At 62.5% G+C, this 20,462-nt stretch carries 21 protein-coding genes and 1 pseudogene; 11 read left to right on the plus strand and 11 right to left on the minus strand.

Annotation, left to right across the window (positions count from 1 at the left end; genetic code table 11):
• Positions 1–156 precede the first annotated feature (156 nt).
• From J5J83_RS05885 to J5J83_RS05905, 5 genes are read left to right on the plus strand one after another with little or no spacing between them, the layout of a single operon-like run.
• On the plus strand, positions 157–576 hold the full coding sequence (locus J5J83_RS05885) for a hypothetical protein (RefSeq protein WP_212346552.1): 420 nt from the start codon (positions 157–159) through the stop codon (positions 574–576).
• Positions 577–590: 14 nt separating this feature from the next.
• Complete coding sequence (locus tag J5J83_RS05890) at positions 591–2,537, plus strand: DEAD/DEAH box helicase (protein WP_249115899.1); 1,947 nt, start codon at positions 591–593, stop codon at positions 2,535–2,537.
• Positions 2,534–2,962 (plus strand): EcoRII N-terminal effector-binding domain-containing protein, encoded by a 429-nt coding sequence (locus tag J5J83_RS05895; RefSeq protein ID WP_212346558.1) that lies wholly within the window; start codon positions 2,534–2,536, stop codon positions 2,960–2,962. The genes J5J83_RS05890 and J5J83_RS05895 overlap by 4 nt, the downstream gene beginning before the upstream one ends.
• Positions 2,963–2,982: 20 nt before the next feature.
• Entirely contained in the window at positions 2,983–4,602 is a 1,620-nt protein-coding gene (locus tag J5J83_RS05900; RefSeq protein WP_212346560.1) for an ATP-binding protein, read from the plus strand.
• A gap of 15 nt (positions 4,603–4,617) precedes the next feature.
• Positions 4,618–5,487: an HNH endonuclease gene (locus J5J83_RS05905; protein ID WP_212346562.1), complete on the plus strand. Its 870-nt coding sequence runs from the start codon at positions 4,618–4,620 to the stop codon at positions 5,485–5,487.
• On the opposite strand, the gene J5J83_RS05910 is transcribed toward J5J83_RS05905, so the two are convergent.
• The 7 genes and pseudogenes from J5J83_RS05910 to J5J83_RS05940 all read right to left on the minus strand — a co-directional run bounded on the left by J5J83_RS05910 (position 5,488) and on the right by J5J83_RS05940 (position 10,324).
• The gene (locus J5J83_RS05910) at positions 5,488–6,690 is read right to left on the minus strand and encodes a type II restriction endonuclease (protein ID WP_212346564.1); all 1,203 of its coding nucleotides are present in this window, start codon (positions 6,688–6,690) and stop codon (positions 5,488–5,490) included.
• Entirely contained in the window at positions 6,687–7,106 is a 420-nt protein-coding gene (locus J5J83_RS05915; RefSeq protein WP_249115631.1) for a very short patch repair endonuclease, read from the minus strand. The genes J5J83_RS05910 and J5J83_RS05915 overlap by 4 nt, the downstream gene beginning before the upstream one ends.
• Before the next feature lie 28 nt (positions 7,107–7,134).
• Positions 7,135–7,413, minus strand: coding sequence for a hypothetical protein (locus J5J83_RS05920; protein WP_212346567.1), 279 nt, complete (start codon positions 7,411–7,413; stop codon positions 7,135–7,137).
• Between the two features lie 9 nt (positions 7,414–7,422).
• Positions 7,423–8,700: a DNA (cytosine-5-)-methyltransferase gene (dcm, locus tag J5J83_RS05925; RefSeq protein ID WP_212346569.1), complete on the minus strand. Its 1,278-nt coding sequence runs from the start codon at positions 8,698–8,700 to the stop codon at positions 7,423–7,425.
• 459 nt (positions 8,701–9,159) lie between these two features.
• A pseudogene (locus J5J83_RS05930) lies at positions 9,160–9,502 on the minus strand (recombinase family protein); the annotation flags it as partial.
• 160 nt (positions 9,503–9,662) lie between these two features.
• Entirely contained in the window at positions 9,663–10,037 is a 375-nt protein-coding gene (locus tag J5J83_RS05935; RefSeq protein WP_212346571.1) for a DUF86 domain-containing protein, read from the minus strand.
• Entirely contained in the window at positions 10,034–10,324 is a 291-nt protein-coding gene (locus J5J83_RS05940) for a nucleotidyltransferase family protein (RefSeq protein WP_212346574.1), read from the minus strand. Before J5J83_RS05940 ends, J5J83_RS05935 begins: the two co-directional genes overlap by 4 nt.
• Before the next feature lie 546 nt (positions 10,325–10,870).
• Here J5J83_RS05940 and J5J83_RS05945 point away from each other — a divergent pair.
• The 6 genes from J5J83_RS05945 to J5J83_RS05970 all read left to right on the plus strand — a co-directional run bounded on the left by J5J83_RS05945 (position 10,871) and on the right by J5J83_RS05970 (position 16,725).
• A complete protein-coding gene (locus J5J83_RS05945; protein ID WP_212352842.1) occupies positions 10,871–11,533 on the plus strand; it encodes a pseudouridine synthase in 663 nt (220 codons plus the stop codon).
• Positions 11,534–11,789: 256 nt separating this feature from the next.
• Positions 11,790–12,218: a hypothetical protein gene (locus tag J5J83_RS05950; RefSeq protein WP_212346576.1), complete on the plus strand. Its 429-nt coding sequence runs from the start codon at positions 11,790–11,792 to the stop codon at positions 12,216–12,218.
• A gap of 266 nt (positions 12,219–12,484) precedes the next feature.
• A complete protein-coding gene (locus tag J5J83_RS05955) occupies positions 12,485–13,648 on the plus strand; it encodes a diguanylate cyclase (RefSeq protein ID WP_212346579.1) in 1,164 nt (387 codons plus the stop codon).
• Between the two features lie 15 nt (positions 13,649–13,663).
• On the plus strand, positions 13,664–14,536 hold the full coding sequence (locus tag J5J83_RS05960; protein ID WP_212346581.1) for a helix-turn-helix domain-containing protein: 873 nt from the start codon (positions 13,664–13,666) through the stop codon (positions 14,534–14,536).
• Between the two features lie 105 nt (positions 14,537–14,641).
• Entirely contained in the window at positions 14,642–16,081 is a 1,440-nt protein-coding gene (locus J5J83_RS05965; protein WP_212346583.1) for an ATP-binding protein, read from the plus strand.
• Positions 16,078–16,725, plus strand: coding sequence for a response regulator (locus J5J83_RS05970; RefSeq protein WP_212346586.1), 648 nt, complete (start codon positions 16,078–16,080; stop codon positions 16,723–16,725). Before J5J83_RS05965 ends, J5J83_RS05970 begins: the two co-directional genes overlap by 4 nt.
• Positions 16,726–17,271: 546 nt before the next feature.
• On the opposite strand, the gene J5J83_RS05975 is transcribed toward J5J83_RS05970, so the two are convergent.
• The 4 genes from J5J83_RS05975 to J5J83_RS05990 form a co-directional block, all read right to left on the minus strand.
• Complete coding sequence (locus J5J83_RS05975; RefSeq protein ID WP_212346588.1) at positions 17,272–17,712, minus strand: Hsp20/alpha crystallin family protein; 441 nt, start codon at positions 17,710–17,712, stop codon at positions 17,272–17,274.
• Positions 17,713–17,901: 189 nt separating this feature from the next.
• The gene (locus J5J83_RS05980; protein ID WP_212346590.1) at positions 17,902–18,429 is read right to left on the minus strand and encodes a GNAT family N-acetyltransferase; all 528 of its coding nucleotides are present in this window, start codon (positions 18,427–18,429) and stop codon (positions 17,902–17,904) included.
• A 5-nt stretch (positions 18,430–18,434) separates the two neighbouring features.
• Positions 18,435–18,692, minus strand: a complete 258-nt coding sequence (locus tag J5J83_RS05985) for an acyl carrier protein (RefSeq protein WP_212346593.1) — start codon at positions 18,690–18,692, stop codon at positions 18,435–18,437.
• Positions 18,682–20,412 (minus strand): AMP-binding protein, encoded by a 1,731-nt coding sequence (locus J5J83_RS05990; protein WP_212346594.1) that lies wholly within the window; start codon positions 20,410–20,412, stop codon positions 18,682–18,684. Before J5J83_RS05990 ends, J5J83_RS05985 begins: the two co-directional genes overlap by 11 nt.
• Positions 20,413–20,462: the final 50 nt, after the last annotated feature.

Genomic DNA, 20,462 nt, shown 5'->3' on the forward strand with positions numbered 1-20,462 from the left:
GCCCCCCCCTGCGCGCACAAGTAATTCCCCTCGCATGTGACTTTCTACCATCCACCCCCACCATCCGCATATGTACCATTCATCAAAATCAAACGAATGAGCATGTCGAAGGGGTGAATCGTTCATTCCGATGGCGTGCCGAAGGTGCGCATACGAATGGCTCGGCAGCGTTACAGGAAGCGGGACGACGGTCTCCTCGCAATCGCGGTTCGTTCGGACTGCAAGGTATCCGCAGCACGTTCCGCAGGCAGCCGCACCAACTCCATCGTCAAGTGCAAGGTCCAGTGCAAGCCTGTCCGTGTCAAGGAATTGCGCGAGTTTCATAGTGTGGCGGGAACCTTCGTCATAGTCCCCAACGGCCACACCGGCGACGCCCGCACCTTCGCCACCGAATGCCGCATCGCACCACTCGGTGGCAGGCTCTTCCTGACGATGCTGCAGCGTTTGCTGGAGATTACTACCGGGGAATGGACGACGCCGACTGTTCCCAATTTCGGTGTGAAGATGATGGCGGAAGTTGGTATGCAGGGGCCGATCCGGGGGTGCCCTGCGTCATTTCAAGCACGACGAACATGAGATAAGGTGTGCTGATGCCGGGAGAGCAACTGAAGGAAGACCAAGATCACGGAGCCTCAGACCATGGAGGTACTCCATGGAGAGTCGCGAACGGCAGGCTGCTGAACCTACGTGATGGTGTCGGCTGGGTGAAGGTCTCAGCTACTGAAGTCTGGAATGCCGTTTTCGGTAGTACCAGCGATGTACACGCTGCGCAGTCACCAGCCGACTTACTGCCTCAATTCACGTTTTCGCGGTTCCCAGCCGAACTTGCCATCGAAATTTCCGGCAACGCGCCGGACGATATCCAGATCAGGCTGATTGGCATCGGAGCAAATGGCGGCCAAGCTCCGCTGGTCGCTCATGAGAACGATCAGGTCTTCATTGGAAATGTCTGGTATCCGATCCGGATGGCTGATTACGCTGAATCGTTGGCCACACTCTCGGCACAGCGCATTACCAACGGGGCAAAAATATCCGTCGGGCAGCTGATTTGGCTCAGAACCCGTGCTCAAAGCCTAGAACTCGGGCTTATCGACTTGCTTCAGGCGTCCGATCCGGCGGAGGTGCGCGCGCCCTCGGCCATGGACACGGCAGCTTGGGGACTACAGGCGGATCTATACCCCTACCAAAAGGATGGAGTCCATTTCCTGAAACTCATCGCCGGGCAGGGGCTGGGCTGCATCCTTGGCGACGAAATGGGGCTGGGAAAGACCATCCAGGTCATCACGCTGATGCTCGCGGAAAAAACAGCGGACCGAGGGCCATCACTGGTCATTTCGCCGGCAACGCTTCTCGAGAACTGGCGGCGGGAACTCCGACTTTTCGCGCCATCTCTTGCCGTCCGGATCCATGCCGGCCCCGACAGGGCCGGCGTCGCCTCGCGCCTCACCGGCTTCGACGTTGTCGTGACCTCCTACGATACGGCGCTCCGGGATGAACCGCTGCTGTCGTCCGTCACATGGAACCTGCTCGCTCTGGACGAGGCCCAGAACATCCGGAATCCGGATGCCCGCAGGACGGTGGCGGTCAAAAGCCTGCCCCGGCGGATCTCCCTCGCCATCACGGGAACACCGGTCGAAAACCGGCTGACGGACCTCTGGTCACTGTCCGACTTCGCGCTGCCCAGGCTGCTCGGAAACCGGGACGAATTCGAGCGGCTGTTCGCCGATACGGAGGCCGGTGCGGCAGGCCTCGCACCGATCGTCGCCCCCATCCTGCTGCGCAGAAGGGTCCGCGATGTCGCCCGGGACCTGCCAGAGAGAATCGACGTGGCCCAGCCACTGTCCATGTCCCGCGCCATGGCCGAAGACTATGAACGGACGCGCCTCGAAGCCCTCGCGGGACACGGAAAATCCAGCTCGCTGGTGGCCCTGCAGCGCCTGCGGATGTTCTGCACCCATCCCGCCCTCATCGGGACCTGGCGGGACGACCCCGCAGACGGCATGCCGAAGTACCAGCGGCTGCTCGAACTGCTCGAGGAGATTTTCCAGCAGGGCGAGAAGTGCCTGATTTTCACTAGCTACACCGGCATGACGGACATCTTCCGTGCTGACCTGCCGCAACGCTTTCCGGGCTGTTTCTTCAGCTTCATCGACGGACGGGTACCGGTCCCGGCGCGCCAGCAGACGGTTGACGATTTCTCCGCGGCCACCACCGGAGGGGCCCTGTTCCTGAACCCGAAGGCGGCCGGCGTCGGACTCAACATCACCGCGGCGAACCACGTGATCCACTACAACCCCGAGTGGAATCCGGCCCTCGAAGACCAGGCGTCCGCCAGGGCCTACCGCCGCAGGCAGCAGCGCCCCGTGACCATCCACCAGATGTTCTTTGCGGACAGCGTCGAGGAACTGGTGGTCGGGCGCCTTGCCCTGAAGCGCGGCCTCGCCGAACACGCGGCGACCGGCCACGAAGGGGATGCGACCGTCAGCGAAGTCCTGCAGGCGCTGCAGATCTCACCACTTTCCGGAATCCTTGAATGACGCATACGGCAAGAATCACCAAGACACTCAGCGCCAACGACATCGGAGAAACGGGTGCGCACCAGGCAGGCATCCTCGTGCCGAAGGAGCCGGCCATCCTCTCGTTCTTCCCGTTTCTCGATCCCGACGCGAAGAATCCGCGCGTGAGCCTGACATTCCGCGAACCGGACGGAATCACCCGCTGGAATTTCAATTTCATCTACTACAACAACCGTTTTTTCGGCGGCACCCGCAACGAATACCGGCTCACCTGCATGACCCGGTACCTGAGGGCCCGCAATGCGGCCGTCGGTGACCAGGTCGTGCTTTCCAAGGATGGCGACGGCCGTCTCCACGTTGATGTGGAGCGCCCCGGTGCCCCCGCAGCAGGCGGTGATGATGACGTGCTGGTGCTCTCGGGCGGCTGGAAAGTCATCCGGATCTGAACAGGTACAGGAAACCCCACATGTCTTCCAGAAATCCAGCAGAACCCCCCTACCTCGACGTACCCCCGGATCCGGAACGGATCATCGAAGGACTAAGGGATACGGGCTACGAATTCAACACCGCCATGGCTGATGTGATCGACAACTCGATCGCAGCCGGCGCTGGCAACATCGACATCACGATCGCCATGGACTTCAGTGGCGCGGTCGCGGTTTCCGTCGCCGATGACGGCTGCGGCATGGACCGTGACGGTCTGGTCAATGCCATGCGCTACGGCTCCAGGCAGCGGGCCAACCAAGCCAGCCTCGGGAAATTCGGACTGGGCCTGAAGACGGCCTCCACCGCTTTCTGCCGGCGGCTGTCAGCCGTCAGTCGCGGCAGTGATGGCGGCGGGGTCATGAAGGCGACCTGGGACCTTGACCACATTGCCAAGGTCGGGCGCTGGGAACTGCAGCTGGTGGAGGCAGGCCGCAACGAAACCACGCTCCTGGACGCGGTTGCGAAGGGGAAGACGGGCACGCTCATCCTGTGGGAGAACATCGACCGCCTGCTCAAGACCTATGCAAAACCCGACGGAAAGGCCGCCAAAACCGCGCTCAAACGCTACGAGGACGAGCTCCGCTTCCACGTTGCCATGGTCTACCAGCGCTTCCTCGACAGCAATGATGCCCGTGCACAGGACGTCAGCATCCGCATTAACGGCAGGCCGGTCGCTCCGTGGGACCCGTACTGCCTGCCACTCACGGAAAAACCCGCCGCCGAAAAGGTCACGAAGGTGGAGACCGGGGACGGTGCCAGCGCGGCGTTCACCGTCCGGGTCTTCATCCTCCCCCGGAAAAGCGAATTCCCGGACGAGGAAACCCTGAAGGAAGCGCGTCTGACCAATGACAAGCAGGGGATATACGTCTACCGTGAGAATCGGCTGATCCACGGCCCGGACTGGCTCGACATGTACAGCAAGGAACCGCACATGACCCTGTGCCGGGTCGAGCTATCGTTTGACCACAAGCTGGATGACGCCTTCCAGGTGGACATCAAGAAGTCCAGGATTCTGCTCGATGAAGTCCTGTACGACTGGCTGCGAAACAAATTCCTTCCGGGACCACGCCGCGAGGCGTCCGAGCGCTACCGGAAGGGCGTTGACGCAGTGGTCAGCGGTACGGCGGCCCTGCTGCATGCGGTATCGAACAACGCCATCCACGCCCAGGCCGACAACCTGAAGACAGCCGAACTGGAAGGGGTGGATGGCGCCACCGGAAACGTGACCGTCTCCAACAAGAATGGTGTCACGAAGCTCCGGATCAAGCTGGTCGAGGAAAAGAACAGCGGGGAATGCCACGTCCAGCCGGTCGACAGTCTCCAGGACGGTCTGCTGTGGGAACCGGCCTTCATCAATGGCAACCAGGCCGTCCGGATCAACACGGGCCATTCCTACTATCAGAGGGTTTACATTCCGAACAGGCGATCCGGGGTGACCGTGCAGGGGCTGGACTCCCTGATGTGGGGACTCTGCGCGGCTGAACTCGGCAATGTCAGCGAAAGCAACCGGCAGAATTTCGAGGAGATGCGCTACGAGGTCTCCCGGATCCTGCGCAGGCTTGCGGATGACCTGCCAGAACCTTCCGAAGACGACCTCTGATGAGCGGTGACCTGCATGCCATTCAGTGAAGAGGCACTGGCCGGAGTCTTGGGCGTCCGCTTCCGGCTGTCCCTTTCCGGCTGTGTCGCAAACACCCCTGACGGACCACGGCAGGGTGTGCGGGCAACCGACATTCCCGAACCCAACGGGTTTGCCGTACTGGTATCCAGTGGCTGGAAAAGCCTGGAGGCCGGTTTCTTTCCCGACACCTATGCCGGCGATCTGGTGCGGGCGATGGGGCGCAGGGCCACCACGTCGCACCATCCCTTCCTTTCGCTCGCGAGTACATTCGAGGCTGCCGGCAAACGGATCAGCATGAAGGTGAACGGTTCGGTGGTCCTGCCTGAAAACGGTCTTCCGCCCCCGCCTTGGAACCAGCTGGAACTCAGGGTCCGCAAGCTGACGGACGCGACATCCGGCAATGACGGGGACCTTCAGGCCGGCGCGGAAACCGTTGCATCGGCCTGCCTGGCGCTGCTGCTGCTCCTGCTGCCCCTCGAGGAAGAGGAGCCGGCCGGACAGCCGCTGTTCGAGGCCGGCCTGCCGGAAGGCGCGTGCAGCACGGTGACGGTGAATCGTTATGAGCGCAACCCTGCCAACCGGGCCGCCTGCATTGCGGCCCACGGCGCAAGGTGCGGCATCTGCGGCTTTGATTTCGGCACGGTGTATGGCTCGCTGGCCCACGGATACATCGAGGTACACCACCGGACCCCAGTATCACGCATGGGGGGCAGCTACCAGATCGACCCCGTACGAGACCTGATTCCGCTTTGTGCAAACTGCCATGTGGCCGTCCACCGGGTGGATCCGCCCATGCCGCCCGAAACGCTCAGGGAAATATTTTCCTCCAACGGGCGACGTTCACCCACGGGCGCCGGAAAGTGATTACTGCCGCTCTTCCACCAGCTCGATGAACCCCGCCACATCCATCAGCCAAGTCTGCTGCTCTGGCAGGTAGCTGTCGTGGATAGCGCGCGGCAGCACTAGGCGGACGCCCTTGGCCTGCATCTCGTCGGTCTGGTTGCGGCTAATGCCGGGCTCCAGGGTCAGCAGGTGCTTGTCCGGGATGCGGTCGGCCTCGGCGAGGATCTGCCGCCAGCGATCCTTGCAGGAGGACTTGACTCCCAGCATGGTCAGCCGGACGGCGGACCACGCCGGATCATGATATTCAGCATGTCCTGGGAACAGGAAATCTGGTCTTGCCTTTCCTTCAGTAATCGCAGTGCGGCTATGGCGGATGCCACGTGCAGTGAATAGAAATTCGAGGTGGTTCTCCAGGGCGCTGCCGGCTCGGGATTTGCGCCGGTTCTGGACGCTAAGAGAGAAGGTGATGAAGGCGTCCACATCATCGGCGAAGCCCTGCTTCAGCCGGTCACCGATTAGATGGCGTTCGAGGGTGCGGAACAGGATTTCCTCCTGCTCCATCCAGGCCATCAGGATCCTGTCCGGATCGTCGCCCAGAGCCACGTCCCGGAGGGTTTCCCTCGAGAATGCGGAGAATTCGCGGGTTTTCGGTAAGACCCCGCCAAATCTATCCAGCATCAGCCCGAGGAAATCAGGGGCCTGCTCCTCCACCTCGACCCCGATCAGCTCCAGCACTTGGCGGGATGCAAAAACCAACCGCATCCGGTCGGCCTCTTTCTCCGTCTTGACGGCGTAGCCCCCGAAATCCAAGTCGGTGACGCCGAACAGCCACGCCACCTGGTTCTCTGCGGTGGAACCGGCCGCGGCGATTATCACCACCAGGCTGTCGTCCGGCCGGCGCCCGATGACTAACAGGTCACGCTCGTCCGCCCGTTCCGACACCTTCGTGTCGGGGTAGTACAGCCGGTATTCCGAGCGGACTGGATGCGCCTCGCGGGCGTCGTACCAAGTCAGGAAACCCGCTTCCATAACGGCCCCGGCCTCATTATCGGACAGGTATATGAACATGGCGGGAAATTCCCGGCGCGCAGTTCCCAGCATCCGCTTCAGGCCGCCGACTCCGTCAAATTCGTGCTGGTTTGAACGGTGGCGCAAGGCTTCCACTGCGCTCAGGCGCTTGTATGCAACGTCGGTGAAATATTCGGACAGGTATCCCTTCTTCATAAGCCTCCCTGGATCGTGATTTCTCCCCGGTCTCCCGGTAGCCAGTCGTCCAACTGGCGGGTAACCTCTTCCAGACCCGGCTTCCCGCGGCCCCGCAAGGCACACTCCCAGACTACCGCCACACGCCAGCCCTTGACCCGGAGGGCAAGGACAGTCCGGGCGTCGCGTACCCGATTAGCCCCGATCTTGGCTTCCCAGAATTCCCGGTTGTTCGACGGCAGGCGAAATAGGGCGCAGTCATGGCCGTGCCAATAGCAGCCATGCACGAACACCACAGCCCGGTGTTTTGGAAAAACCATGTCGGGTTTTCCAGGAAGCCGCCCGTCATTGAGAAGATATCGGAACCCGCGCGCGAACAGCGCTTTCCTGACGGCCACCTCGATTCTCGTATCCTTCCCGCGGATGCCGGACATCATCCGGCTTCGCGTGGCACGGTCTACTACGTCAGCCATCAAGTTCGTTGCCGCAGGCCTTCATGTATATCGGGTAGGCCGCTTCGTATACCCGGTCGCCGAGCAAGGAGAATAGCTTTCCCAATATAGAACGGACCTCCTCGGCTTCAACTTCCGAGAACAGCGGGTGCCAATCACGCACACGGTAAACCTCTGCCGGGTCATCGTCGGGGTGAAAGAGAAGGGCGCCTGTATATAGGTCGGAAAACCACGCTAGCGCGCCATCAAACGAAGCCTCCCGCAAAGCGGGAATTCTGGAGACCGGACCCATGTTTGCACCTCATGCGGTTGCATAGATTAACCGGAGCTCGGGCTCCTGATAGTCGGCAACAATGCTTGGCTGCATCAACTTCGCGACGTGCGTCATCACGTCAACAACGACTGAATTGCCGAATTGCTTGTAGGCCCGGGTATCAGATACGGGGATCCGGAAGGTGTCGGGGAAGCCCATCAGGCGTGCGCATTCCCTAGGAGTCAGTCTTCGCGGGTTGAGGCCCTCCTGATGAACGAGGATCTCTGACCCGTCCTTATAGTAGCGCGCAGATAGCGTACGCGTGACGCTATCCGGAAAAACAAGGCCGAAGCCGAAGCCGTTGCCCTTTGCCCGATGCTTCTGGGCATAATCCTGCAGGTACTGCCAGAGCTTTGTCGTCAGCGTGTACTTGTCCTGAACCTTCCTGTTTTCATGATCGAAGTATTTCTCGCCATCCCATTCCAGACGGGGCTCAGTGCCATCGCCGCGATGGAGAATATCCTTCAGGGTCCGGTGGCCTTTGGGCGGGAGCAGCTGAGCGTCCCAGTCGAAATTGGCCCCGAGGTCGCGGCGGAACCCCACGATGAGGATACGTTCGCGGTGCTGGGGTACGAAGTGGGCGCCGTCAACGATTTTGGGGGAAATGTCATAACCCAAGCCTTCCAGAGAACGCTTAATAACATCAAAGGTTCGCCCCCTGTCATGTGACGTCAGATTCTTCACATTTTCGAGGAGGAAGGCGCGCGGCTTTTTCGCCTCGATGATGCGGCAAATATCAAAGAAGAGCGTGCCCTGTGTTTCGCAGGCGAATCCATGCGCGCGTCCGAGAGCATTTTTCTTCGACACTCCCGCTATGGAGAATGGCTGGCAGGGAAAACCCGCAAGCAGCACATCGTGGTCTGGGACTTCATGGGCAGGTATTTGCGTGATATCGCCATTGATCGGGTGTGCGTCTCCACGGAAATTCTCGGCGTACGTCTTCTGCGCGTAACTGTCCCATTCGCTCGTAAAAACGCATCGACCGTCAATCTGCTCAAAGGCCTTACGAATGCCCCCGATTCCGGCAAACAGGTCGATGAAACGGAAGGCTCCTTCTCGTTCGACAGTTTGGTCAAATGGTAGCAACCGCTGCAACGCATGAACGATGTAGCCCGGGGGCTGGGCCTGCCGCGCCTCCCAGCGCCGGATAGTTCGGGTGGTAACGCCCAAATGAAGGGCAATAGCTGCCTGCGAATGGTGGCGGCGAGCTGCGGTGAGGTAGTCGAAGGCGGCATCGTGATCCGCGGTGATGAGGAAGGTGGTCATGGGCTGCCCTGGGAATTTTTGCGGACATTACGCCCTTTTTTTGCCCCAGTAAATAGAGAATCAGGAAGAGCGAGGTCGATCCATTGGCAAGGAAACCTCGTGGTTGTCCCGTCGCACCAAGACCATGGTAATCGTAATTCTGTCGCAGCAAGGAACTCCCCCGACAAGCTGTGAAGGCCTGCGGTAAATGCCTTGGGCGCGGTCAACGCTGCCGGAGGAGGAGAAGGGGCCGTTCCGTCACGATGGACTGCGCGCCAGGTCGAAATGGACAGGCGCCATTCCGTGGGTTACGACAACGTTGCACCTATCGGAGCGATTCAAGTTTCAAGTGTGTCGTCATGGGTGGCGGGAGTATCCCATATGACGTGCCGCGGCTGCGTGAAGGTTTACCGAACTTGTGCCCGACATCTTTTATCGGAGTTAACATAATACACATTATGGTTGTTTTAGCAGCTTGGTTGCCTCGATCTTACTTTCGGTCATCTTCGGCTTGCGACCGCCCTTGCGGCCGAGCCGCCTCGCGACTTCCAGGCCAGTACGGGTGCGCTCGACAGTCAGTTCGCGCTCCATCTCAGCGAGGCTCGCCATGACGTGGAAGAAGAACCGGCCAAGTCGCCGTCCGGGCAACAAGTGTGTCGCCCTCGCGCAGCATTTCGAGCGTCTTGTCCAAGCCGGGCCGATCTGCTCGCGTGCCACTCACCTTGTCCTCGAAGACCATTTTACATCCGGCCCTGATCAAGGCTTCGCGTTGCAGCTCCAGGTTCCGACCCTGCGTCGAAACGCGCACATAGCCGATCAACATGGCTTTTCACGCGCCCGGCCGATGTGCCCAAGAACTGTCTGCATGACTTCTTCATGGGCATACGACCTGACGTTGGAGTCGTCCGTACGTCCAATCCATCCTGTTCGACAAAGCAACGGCTTGCCATGACGCATGAGAATGATTTTCGTCAAGGCGCCGCTCACCCGAAATCGGCCGCCTCGTCGTCGTCGGCCTGGCGCACGATAGGCAGTTGCTCGAGCAATGTCGGCAGCCATTGCTGCACCGTATCCCACACTACATCGAGGTTTATGTCGAAATAGCCGTGAGCCATGCGGTTACGCATGTTGCGCATGCTGCGCCACGGCACGTCGGCGTGCATCTGGGTGAATTCAGCATAACCGTCCATCACCTTTGCGGCGGCTTCGCCGATGATAATGAGGTTCATGATGACGGCTTGCTGGGTGCGCTTGTCACCCAGGAATTCGTCCTTAGCCATTCCTTCCACGAAGCTGCACGCATCGATTGCGGCTTGCTGGATGTGGTCAAGGTAATCGGGCAGGCGATTCTCGCTCATACCGGCAGTGCCTCCGCGAGCACCTTGGCCCTGAACTTTGGCGGCAGATCGCCGGGTGTCAGTAAATCGACGTCCACGCCGAGCAGCGACTTCAGCTCTTCCTCCAAATCGCCCAGGTCCAACAGCGTCGCACCAGGCAGCGCATCGACCAGCAGATCAAGATCGCTGCCATCCCGGTCGGTGCCATGCAGAACCGAACCGAAGACGCGCGGGTTGGCGGTGCGGAAGCGACCAACCACTTCACGCACTGCGCTTCGCTTCATGTCAAGCACAACAGACGGTCGCATGGATACCCAATCTTATCGAAACTCACAGAGATAATATGCAATCAAGAATAGCGCTTCAAGAACTATTATCGAGGATCAAAATACTCTGATTCCCAGTTTCGCGCCCGTTGCCTTGGCGGGTTTTCTTGGGGCGATCGCCAAGGAACATGTTCGCGTGCTGCACGTCACGATGGCCGCCGGCAAGTCCCCGCCCCCCTTCGACTTCATCGGCCAAATCGGCTTCGGCAAGTCTGTGGCCATCCCGCTTGCCTGAGCGCCATCCAGAGGCGTGAGCATGAAGACCCGTATTCAGGCGCTCGTCTCCTTCCGGGCCGCGCACGATAAGCGCATCCGCCCCGAAGCCGCGCTGCCGCTCTACCACCTTTTTCTCGCCGGCCCGACCTCACGCGCGGAGTTTCAGCAGATGGCCGGCCTGGGCGAACGTACTGCCCGCGCGCTTCTATCGCACCTCATCGAAACCGGCTTGTCTGGCGCCGCCCGGAATTGCTTGAGAACGCACTTACGGGGACAATCCGCGTCCGAACAAGTCGACTCCAACCGCGCTGGATGCACGCCCAAGCCTACACGCCACCGCCACACGCGCCGTTGAACTACCTCTACAGCGACAGCGACCTCGTCGTGACGGAAAAACCGTCGGGTCTGTTGTCGGTGCCCGGGCGCGGTGCGGACAAGTCCGACTGCCTGATCTCGCGGGTGCAGCTCGACTATCCCGACGCCCAGATCGTGCATCGCCTCGACATGGAGACGTCCGGCCTCATGGTGCTGGCCCGCCACGCCGAGGCGCATCGCCGGCTCAGCATCCTGTTCCAGGACCGCATCGTGAAAAAGCGCTACGTCGCCGTGGTGGATGGATTGCTGGCGGCCGATCGAGGCACGGTCGAACTTCCCCTCATCACCGACTGGCCAAACCGGCCGCTGCAGAAGGTGGACTTCTCGATCGGCAAGCCTTCCACCACGCATTATCGCGTGATGTCGCGTGACTTTAGGCTGGAGGCGACGCGGGTCGAACTGTCGCCGTTCACCGGGCGCAGTCACCAGTTGAGGGTGCATTTGCTGGCGCTGGGCCATCCGATCCTGGGAGATGCGTTATATGCAACGGCGCCGGCAAGGGCAAAAGCAGGCCGCCTGCTCCTGCACGCAACACGTCTTGAATTTCCCCATCCACTCGGCGGCGATCGCCTGAGCTTCGACTGCCCCGCATCTTTCTGACGTCCCGGACCCGGATGTCGGAGTCCGTGACCGCACCCCGCGCCAGCGACAACGCACCCGTAAGTCGTGATCTTCGGTCGTCAATTTGACAGAGACCCTGCCCCCCCGTGTGCGCACGAGTATGAAGTCAGTTCCTCCGCGGATAACTTATGTATTTCTGGCACGCCGCGTAATCGATGCGTCGCATTGAGCTTCAGGGATTTTATTGGTGTTTCCGCATCGAACACCGGACGAATCACATCGAGGAGGAAGAACTGTGGACAGGACCGAAACCAAGGTGCGTCACCCGATCATTCAGCAGATGGCGCTAACTCAGGCACTGGCCCGAGCCGAATGGGATGCGGCCCAACGCATTCTGAACATCCACCACGCCGGGGTGCGCCGACTGATGAACCTGCCCAGTGGCCTGGGAAAAAATGAGAAATACACCGCGCGTGGTGACATCGCAGAGCTGACGGGCTGGTGGGCCGATCTGTATCGGCAATCGATCGCAAACACGATGGAAGTCTCGGCTATCTCGATGAGTACCCTGAGCGAGATACAGACCGTAATCATCAAGAGTAGCCACGAGATCATTCCCCTGCTCCAGGGAGAATGGCGCGACGAGGTCGAGCATCTGAGTCGGGCCATGGCCTCCACGATGCCGGCCGGATTCATGCCGGCACATCACGCCAAGGCCGCCTGACCTCCGCCAACGAGCCCGGAGGAAGAGCAATGAACCAACTTCGATCGAGTGCGATCAATGTGTCGCATTCGCCCTCAGGCATATCCGACAGGGCGCAGGCATGCGCTGGCGACAATTTTCCCCCGCTCACAGATCAGGCCGTGCTGCTAGCCAGATCGTGCGGCACGATCGAATTTTGCACCGGGCCGGCCCGGCAACTTCTCAAGTCAACCGAGCAACTCGAAGGCAGGAATCTGGCCGACCTACTGCCGGGTATGCCCCTCCAAGTGAAGACTCCCGGGTACAACTGCGCCTACCTCGCCTTCAATCATCCACCGGGCAGCTGGCATGGCCTCACGGTGAGTGGCACGCGCGGGGAAACGATCCGCCTCGCAGCGTCCTTTCTCATCATCCCTGTGGGCCAGAGCAGCTGCATCCTGATTGGCCTGCGTCCGGCGGAATGCGCGTCGCCCGCCGAAGAGCACTTCCAGCGCTTCCTGACCTTACTGGAAGGCAGCGGCGAAGCCGTCATGGTGACCGACACGCAGGGGATCGTAGAGTACGTCAATCCGACCTACGAACGTATCAGCGGCTGGCAGCGCCACGAACTCGTCGGCCGTCGACCTCCGCACGCAGCATTCGCGGCGACAACCGGTGGGTCCGACACTGGCAACCCGATTGGCGATTCCCTGCGCACAGGGAGGGTGCGCAATGGCCGCATCCGGTACCTCGACGAGCGAGTGCGCCCCTTCAGCGACCGCGCCGGCCGCGTGACGCATTACGTGCGCACCGTACGCGACGTGAGCCGTCGAATCGCCCACGAGCTTGCACTACAGCGCCGCGCGAACTTCGATAACCTGACTGGGATCGCCAACCGCCACCTGCTGATCCAGCGCCTGAACCAGGAAATCTCACGCGCGGGCCGCACAAACGGCGCCTTTGCCTTGATCTGCGCCGACATGGACCGGCTCAAGGCCATCAACGATACTTTTGGACATGCTGTCGGCGATGCAGCGATCCGTGGCGTGGCCGCGCAATTGGTCCGCTGCGTGCGCGAAATGGACACCGTGGGCCGCTTTGGGGGCGACGAGTTTCTGTTGATCATCCCCGGCCTGCACCTGCACGACGATGTCGATGCTCTGCTCGGCAAACTGGTTGCCTCGGTCCGGGACATCCGCGTGGATACCCCCTCACCTCCGACGCTCGCCGTGAGTGCCGGTGCCGCGGTGTTCCCCTGCGATGGTCAAAGTGCCGAGCTGCTATTGCAGGCAGCCGACGCGGCGATGTACAAGGCCAAACGTCTCGGTGGCAATCGATACTGGCCGTGCATTGCGCCGGCACCTATCGCCGTGCCCGCGCAGGCCGACGGGCTGACCGTACGAAGTCTGTACGCCGTGCCGGTGCCACCGCCGACCGTTGCCGCGACAGCGCATCGGCATGCTGGCCGATGATGGGGCTCGACACCGATGCGGCAGGAAACCACTGTCATACCCTTTGCCCAGAACGGTCTGGGCGAGAAGATGGACGGACCGGACGATGCCACGGACCTGCTCCGCCAAATCAGCCACGGGCGGATCAGCGCCGGTGCGCTGGCCCGATTCGTAGGGCTGCCGCTCGCCCCTGCCCCGCACCCCGAATGGACCCGCTTCATGTGCCGCCGGTTGCGGCACGGCGATATCCCCGTCCGCGCGGGAGACCCGTGCCAGCATCTCTACGTGGTCATCCGTGGCAGCTTCTGCACGCGGACGATCGATGCTGCGGGCAAGGCGCGCGTCATCGCCTTCGAGCGCGCCTCAGATACGCTCGGGCTGGACGGGCTCGCGTCGGGTCGGTACACGACCGAATCCATCGCCCTGGAGCTGACTGACGTGGCTGTAATCCCGCTCGCAGGTCTGGCTCGCCCGGGGTATGAGGGCGCCGCCCTGCGCACGTTCATCTACCGGCTGCTGGGACGCCAGATTCTCCGCAACCAGGCCATGATGGCCATGATGGCCGCTTCGCGAGCAGTCACACGCCTTGGAGCCTTCCTGTTCGACTGGCATGCGCGCAGCGATGCGTCCCTTCGCTTTGCTCTGCCGATGCGTCGCACGGATATCGCCTCGCTTCTCGGTTTGAGCAAGGAGACGGTGAGTCGCACCTGTTCGACGCTTGACCGCACTGGAATCGTTGTCATGCGCCGACAACGTGTCACCGTGCTCGATCGCGAGGCGCTGCACCGCACTGCAACCGGGGCAATCCCGTCTGGTGCCACCCGGTCGCCGGTCCGGCGCACGTCGTCTTCCGCCCCTGCACATGGAGTCTTCGCGGCCGATGATCTCGTCCTCTTGCACCGAGATTGATCTGGCTCACGAATGACGTTGCCGACACTCGCTAGGATAATACCTGCGCTCGCTGCCAACGCCGGACTGGGATGCGGGCCGGTAGCGCGAACAGGGGAGGCCGTCATGACCCACGAACTGAGCGATGATCTGCTGCAAGTGTTCAATGCTTCGGTCGATGCCATGCTCATCGCCGACACCAGCGGCGGCATCCGCAGGGCGAATCTGGCCCTGGCCAGACTGTTCGGTCTTGCCCAGCCGCTGCCGCCCGGACTCACCGTGAATGACCTCATCCCCGAGCGTCTGCGTGCCCTCCATGCACGCCACACGGCCGCCTACGCCCGAAACCCTGAGGCCCGACCGATGAACATCGGTCGGCTCCTGCACGCGCGTCGTGCCGACGGCAGCGAATTCCCGGCCGAGGTCAGCCTCAGCCCCCTCCCCGGCGGCAGGGTGCTGGCGACCGTACACGACGCCAGCGCGCGCATCGAGGCCGAAGCGCGCACGCGGCAATGGGCGCAGCGCTATGCCAGCCTGCTCGGGGCCATTCCCGACATCGTTGTGGAGATGGACCGAGAACATGTGCTGACATGGGGCAATGCCGCCGCATATCACTTCTTTGGCGACCATTTCGTCGGCCAGCCCATCGCCCGCTTCCATACCGAACACCAGTCCATACCGGATATGTGCGCCGAGTACGAAGCCTGGTTCAGCCGCAGTGACGGCCAGCGCCGGCTCTTGTCCTGGTGCTGCCACCGCCTGACCAATGAGGGCAGAACATCCGGTCACTGTTTGTGCTCGGCACGGGACATGACCGAACGCCATCGCGATGCAGACGCACTTCGCGCATTGCGCATACAGATGCGCCATCTGCACGCCCTGCAGATCGCTGGCCAGACCGCGCGCAAGATCGCGCACGACCTCAACCAGCCTTTGAACGCCGTCTCCGCCTATGCCACCGCCGCCCTGCGCCTGCTGGGCGACGGTCAGGACGAGCACACGCGCCTGCGTGAAGCCCTCGAGGGCTGCAGCGAAGAGGCTGATCGTGCGGGCGCAGTGATGCATGAATTGATGAACTTCCTCGAGCGTGACGGCCTGAAGCCGGCGCCGGTCGACTTGCCTCTGGCGATCCACAATGTGGTGAAGCTGTGCCATGACGATGGCTACAGGGACACCCGCTTCGATGTCGACATTGCGCCTGACCTGTGGCCGATCGTAGGCGACCAGCGCCAGATCGAAAGCGTGGTTCACAGCCTGATTACCAACAGCGTCGAGGCCCTCCGTATCGCCGGCGTCGACCTGCCGTCGATCCGCGTCGAAGCACGCAATGACATCGCGCATCAGGCGGTACAGATTTCGCTTAGCGACAACGGGCCGGGGCTGGACGCACAGGTCGCAGCGCAGGCTTTTTCTCCGTTCTTTACAACCAAACGGCAGGCAATGGGGCTAGGCCTCACCATCTCCCGCGCGCTGGTCGAAGCCGCCGGAGGAGAGCTGTGGTACGACCCCGAGGCTGGCCCTGGCGCAACCTTCCGCTTCACCGTGCCAATTGAGGCACCGACATGAACACGCGTTGCATCTGCGATCCTATGGTGTTCATCGTCGACGACGATGCCGGCGTTCGTCGCAGCCTGCGCATGTTGATGGAAAGCGCCGGCCACACTGTGGCCAGCTTCGATAGCGCCGAGGCCTTCCTCAAGGCCTGCCGCCCCGACTGGCGTGGTTGCGTCATCCTCGACGTCCACCTTGGTGGCATGAATGGCCCGGCCCTGCACGCGCTCCTCACTGCACGCGGAATCACCCTGCCGATCATCTACCTCACCGCGCACGGCGACGTGCCTGGCGCCGTGCAGGCGATGCGCCGCGGCGCAGTCGACTTCCTCCTCAAGCCGGTACGCGGTCAGCACCTGCTCACTCAAGTGGAAACTGCCTTGGCGAGCCAGCATATGGCCGATCTGACACCTGCGCCTCCAGCGCCGCTGGGCAAGCTCACGCCGCGGGAAGTTGAAATCGCCGAGCTGGCATTTGCGGGGCTTACCAACAAGGAGATCGCGCGTCAGCTGAGCATCAGTCATCGCACCGTCGAATACCACCGCACCCAGATCCTGCACAAGACTGGCACAACGTCCTTTGTCCAACTCGCTTCACGACTGACGCTGCGCCACGAGCCCGATCATGCGCGTACGCCGGGCGACCCACCGGGTCCTTAATGGTGTCTCAGCAAGAAGCTGGTCGACACGCTTGCCCACCAAAGGACGCCACCGGGTTGGGCACTCCACACACCACTTGGGGGTCACCTTTCCGGCAGCGGTCGCAAGCCCGCTCCTGCTCCTGGCGCACCGCAGCCTGGACCGCGGCAGATGGAACCGGGCCGGCCGATGGTGACCGGGGCGTGAGCCCCCGGAAACAGCACGACATGACGCACTGGCAGAACGATGAGCGCATCAGGCGGGAATGCCTGTTCGGACGGTGTCGGCGCCGCCTGCATCTCGATATCCTGCGGGGGGGCGTCCTCTTGGTTGCATCGCTCGTCATCAGCCTCCCGGGAGCCCCCATTGCCTCGCTCCAGAACCAGACATGCGGATCCTAGTCCCGCATCGCGACCTCCTCGAACGCCCAGATATCATAGAGGGCAGGCGCGAGCGCTGACGTAACGGGGGCAGTCGTCGCGCACAAAGAACCGTCGACTTGACACCCCCATCAAGCGCACCACCCACCCCCTGACGTCCAGGCGCAGACGCTTGATCCAAAAGACCTCAGTCGACCTTCACTTCAAGGGCCCGCGCCTTGGACTCGCCGGTCTTGGGCAGGCGGATATCGAGCACGCCGTCCTTGAAGCTGGCCTTGACTTGCTTGGCGTCAACATTCTCGGGTAGAGAGAAGGTGCGCGAGAAGCTGCCATAGGCGCGTTCGATTCGATGGAAGCGCTTGCCCTTCTCCTCCTTTTCGCGGTGGCGCTCGCCACGCAGTGTGAGCACACCGTTGTCAACGGTGACATGCACGTCTTCTTTCCTCACGTCTGGCAGTTCGGCCTTGACCTCGAACTCCCCTTCGGTCTCAGCAACGTCAACGCGCGGCGACCAGTCCTCGGCCGAAATGGCCTCGCTCGCGCCCAGGCTCAGGGGGCCAAAGGAGCGGGTCAGGCGGTCGAACAGTTGCTCCATTTCACGCATGGGTTCCCATTTCACCAGTGCCATGTTGATTCTCCTGCGCGGGGATGCCGCGAAAGGGTTGGCGGCGGGACCCCGCAATATGCCCTCCGTCAACCGGGCCAGAAAGGGTGGCCTCACACCCATCCTAGTCCCTCACCCCGGAAGAGAAAGCGCTGCGCGAACAAGGGTTGACGAATGTCACCGTGTCATCTCGTCGTACGCCTGTTCGGGTGTCTACAATGTCCGCACGAGGTGTACGGTCTCTCGGTCGTCAGGATCACGGCGAATGGTAAAACCGAGCTGGCGGGCAAACTTGAGCATCTTGTCGTTGGCAGCCAGGGCAAAGCCCTCCATTAACGTGAGACCGCGCGTGCGGGCGACGTCCATCAGGTCGAGCATCAGCAGTCCCGCAACACCGCTCCCTTGCCATGCGTCATCGACGGTCACTGCGAACTCGCAGCTGCTGCCGTCGGGGCTCACCACGTAGCGCGCCACGCCGATTTCGAGCTCCTGCCCATCACGTATCACCGTAGCCACCAAGGCCATGTGGCGCTGGTAGTCCAGCTCGGTTAGATAGCGCAGTTTGCCGGGCGGCAACTCATTGAGCGTGCCCATGAAGCGTGCGTAGCGCGAGGCCTTGGACAGGTGCCGGACGAAGTCCTGCTCCATGACTGCATCCTCCGCGCGAATCGGCCGGATGGTCACCTCTGTGCCATCGAAAAGGTAGCGGGTGCGGATCAGTTCGGCCGGATAGTCGCCCACGGCATCTACTCCCGCTCGCCGCCGAGGTGTGCGACCAGATAGTCGACGATCTCGTCGAGTGTGCCCAAGCGGCCGTAGTCGCGTCCGGGGATGTCCAGGCCGAAGCGCTCGTGCAGGCCGACGATGACGTTGAGCCAGTCCATCGAGTCGAGATCGATCTGGCGACGCAGCAACCGGTCGGCACGGATCGCCGTCAGATCGGCCTCCGGGGCAATGCGGGCCAAGGTTTCGTGCACGCCGGCGCGGATCTCGTCACGGTTCATTCGGCACCTCCGCATGTTCGAGCATCGACAGGTCGCCTTCGGGCAGGCCCAGTGCGCGCGCCCGCAGCAGGCGGCGCATGATCTTGCCGCTGCGCGTGTGCGGCAAAGCGGCCGCGAAGGTGATGCGCTTCGGTGCCATCACAGCCCCCAGATGGGTCCGCGCGTGGGCAAGCAGCGTACGTGCCAGCGCCTCGTCCAGCGTTGCGCCGGCGTGGCCGACAACGACCGCTTCGACACGCTCGCCGCAAGTCGGATCGGGCAGACCGATCACCGCGGCCTCTGCCACCGCGGGGTGCGCCATGAGCACCCGTTCGACCTCGCAGGGCCCGATCAGGTGCCCCGACGATTTGATCACGTCGTCGGCGCGACCGAGAAACCAGTAGTCGCCCCTGGCATCGCGCCGCACCAGGTCACCGCTCAGATACAGCCCATCGGCGAAGCAGGCGCCATAGCGATCGTGTGCACCGAGGTAGTCGCGGAACATTGATGGCCAGCCGGCCACAAGTGCCAGCTCGCCCGTCGCCTCGGGGGTGTCAATCACCGTAACGCCGCCACCCGACTTGCGATGCACCACGCGGGCCTCGATTCCCGCCAGCGGGCGCCCCATCGCACCGGGCGTCACCTGCCGCGCCGGGATGTTGGCAAGCATGATCGCGCCGGTCTCGGTCTGCCACCAGTTGTCGTGGAACGGTCGCCCGAGCACCCGCTCACCCCATCGCACCGCGCCCGGATCTAGCGGCTCGCCGCAGCTGGCCGCCACGCGCAAGCCCGTCGGCCGGGGGAGTTTGACGCCGGCGGCATGGGCGCGCATCAGCAGGCGGATCGCGGTCGGGGTGCTGTACCACACGCTTACCCTCGCCCGCTCGAGCACCTCGAACCAGCGCCTCGCGTCGAAGGGACCGGCATCGACCACCACCGTGGCGCCATGCAGCAAGGGCGCAAGGATGCCGTAGGCCGTACCCGTGACCCAGCCCGGGTCGGCGGTGCACCAGAAGCGGTCGGCCGCGTGCAGGTCGAGCGCCTCGCGCGCGGAGGAAAAAAGGTTGAGGCCGACGCCATGGCCATGCAGCACACCCTTCGGCGTGCCAGTCGTGCCGCTGGTGAAATGCAGCAGGGCCGGATCGTCGGGCCCGGTGGCGATGCCGGGCGGGGTATCGTCGGCAGCGGCGAGCGCCTCCACCAGATCGATGGTGCCCGGCAGTTCCTGCTTGTTGTCCGCCTCGCGCACCAGCAGCACTTGACGCAGGCTTGGCCATTGCGCGCGCATCGGCGCGAGCTTGTCGCGATAGCACGGCGCGTCGGTCACCAGCACGGCCGCGCCGCCAAGCGCCAGACGCACACGGATCGGCTCGGGCCCGAAGGCGGCAGATAGTGGCGCCACCACGGCGCCGGCCTTCAGGGCACCGAGCACCGCCACATAGAGAGCCGGGCAGCGCTCCAGCAGCACGAACACGCGTTCGCCCCGCACCACGCCCAGGGCCCGCAGGCCGTTGGCAAACCGGTTGCTGCGGTGTGCCAGTTCGGCATAGGAGATATCCTGCATCCCCGCGCCGTCCGGCGTCACGAAGGACAGCGCCGTCATCTTCGCCCAGGGGCCGCACGCATGACGATCCGCCGCCGCCACGCCCAGGTTCATGACTCCCAGACCATCCATTCCGAGCCCGGTACGTGCAGCTACCCATGCGTCCGGCACAAGCCGATCGCCTGCATCGCGACTCATCAAGGTCTCCCCATCGCCGCTCTCCCGAAAGAGGACGCTTGCATTCTCGC

Source organism: Azoarcus sp. L1K30 (assembly GCF_018122735.1).
GTDB lineage: Bacteria > Pseudomonadota > Gammaproteobacteria > Burkholderiales > Rhodocyclaceae > Parazoarcus.

Bases quoted from the DNA above. Each gene is read 5' to 3' on its own strand.
- J5J83_RS05885 (WP_212346552.1), top strand. From the start codon at position 157: ATGGCTCGGCAGCGTTACAGGAAGCGGGACGACGGTCTCCTCGCAATC.
- J5J83_RS05890 (WP_249115899.1), top strand. From the start codon at position 591: ATGCCGGGAGAGCAACTGAAGGAAGACCAAGATCACGGAGCCTCAGAC.
- J5J83_RS05895 (WP_212346558.1), top strand. From the start codon at position 2,534: ATGACGCATACGGCAAGAATCACCAAGACACTCAGCGCCAACGACATC.
- J5J83_RS05900 (WP_212346560.1), top strand. From the start codon at position 2,983: ATGTCTTCCAGAAATCCAGCAGAACCCCCCTACCTCGACGTACCCCCG.
- J5J83_RS05905 (WP_212346562.1), top strand. From the start codon at position 4,618: ATGCCATTCAGTGAAGAGGCACTGGCCGGAGTCTTGGGCGTCCGCTTC.
- J5J83_RS05910 (WP_212346564.1), bottom strand. From the start codon at position 6,690: ATGAAGAAGGGATACCTGTCCGAATATTTCACCGACGTTGCATACAAG.
- J5J83_RS05915 (WP_249115631.1), bottom strand. From the start codon at position 7,106: ATGATGTCCGGCATCCGCGGGAAGGATACGAGAATCGAGGTGGCCGTC.
- J5J83_RS05920 (WP_212346567.1), bottom strand. From the start codon at position 7,413: ATGGGTCCGGTCTCCAGAATTCCCGCTTTGCGGGAGGCTTCGTTTGAT.
- dcm (WP_212346569.1), bottom strand. From the start codon at position 8,700: ATGACCACCTTCCTCATCACCGCGGATCACGATGCCGCCTTCGACTAC.
- J5J83_RS05935 (WP_212346571.1), bottom strand. From the start codon at position 10,037: ATGAGCGAGAATCGCCTGCCCGATTACCTTGACCACATCCAGCAAGCC.
- J5J83_RS05940 (WP_212346574.1), bottom strand. From the start codon at position 10,324: ATGCGACCGTCTGTTGTGCTTGACATGAAGCGAAGCGCAGTGCGTGAA.
- J5J83_RS05945 (WP_212352842.1), top strand. From the start codon at position 10,871: ATGCACGCCCAAGCCTACACGCCACCGCCACACGCGCCGTTGAACTAC.
- J5J83_RS05960 (WP_212346581.1), top strand. From the start codon at position 13,664: ATGCGGCAGGAAACCACTGTCATACCCTTTGCCCAGAACGGTCTGGGC.
- J5J83_RS05965 (WP_212346583.1), top strand. From the start codon at position 14,642: ATGACCCACGAACTGAGCGATGATCTGCTGCAAGTGTTCAATGCTTCG.
- J5J83_RS05970 (WP_212346586.1), top strand. From the start codon at position 16,078: ATGAACACGCGTTGCATCTGCGATCCTATGGTGTTCATCGTCGACGAC.
- J5J83_RS05975 (WP_212346588.1), bottom strand. From the start codon at position 17,712: ATGGCACTGGTGAAATGGGAACCCATGCGTGAAATGGAGCAACTGTTC.
- J5J83_RS05985 (WP_212346593.1), bottom strand. From the start codon at position 18,692: ATGAACCGTGACGAGATCCGCGCCGGCGTGCACGAAACCTTGGCCCGC.
- J5J83_RS05990 (WP_212346594.1), bottom strand. From the start codon at position 20,412: ATGAGTCGCGATGCAGGCGATCGGCTTGTGCCGGACGCATGGGTAGCT.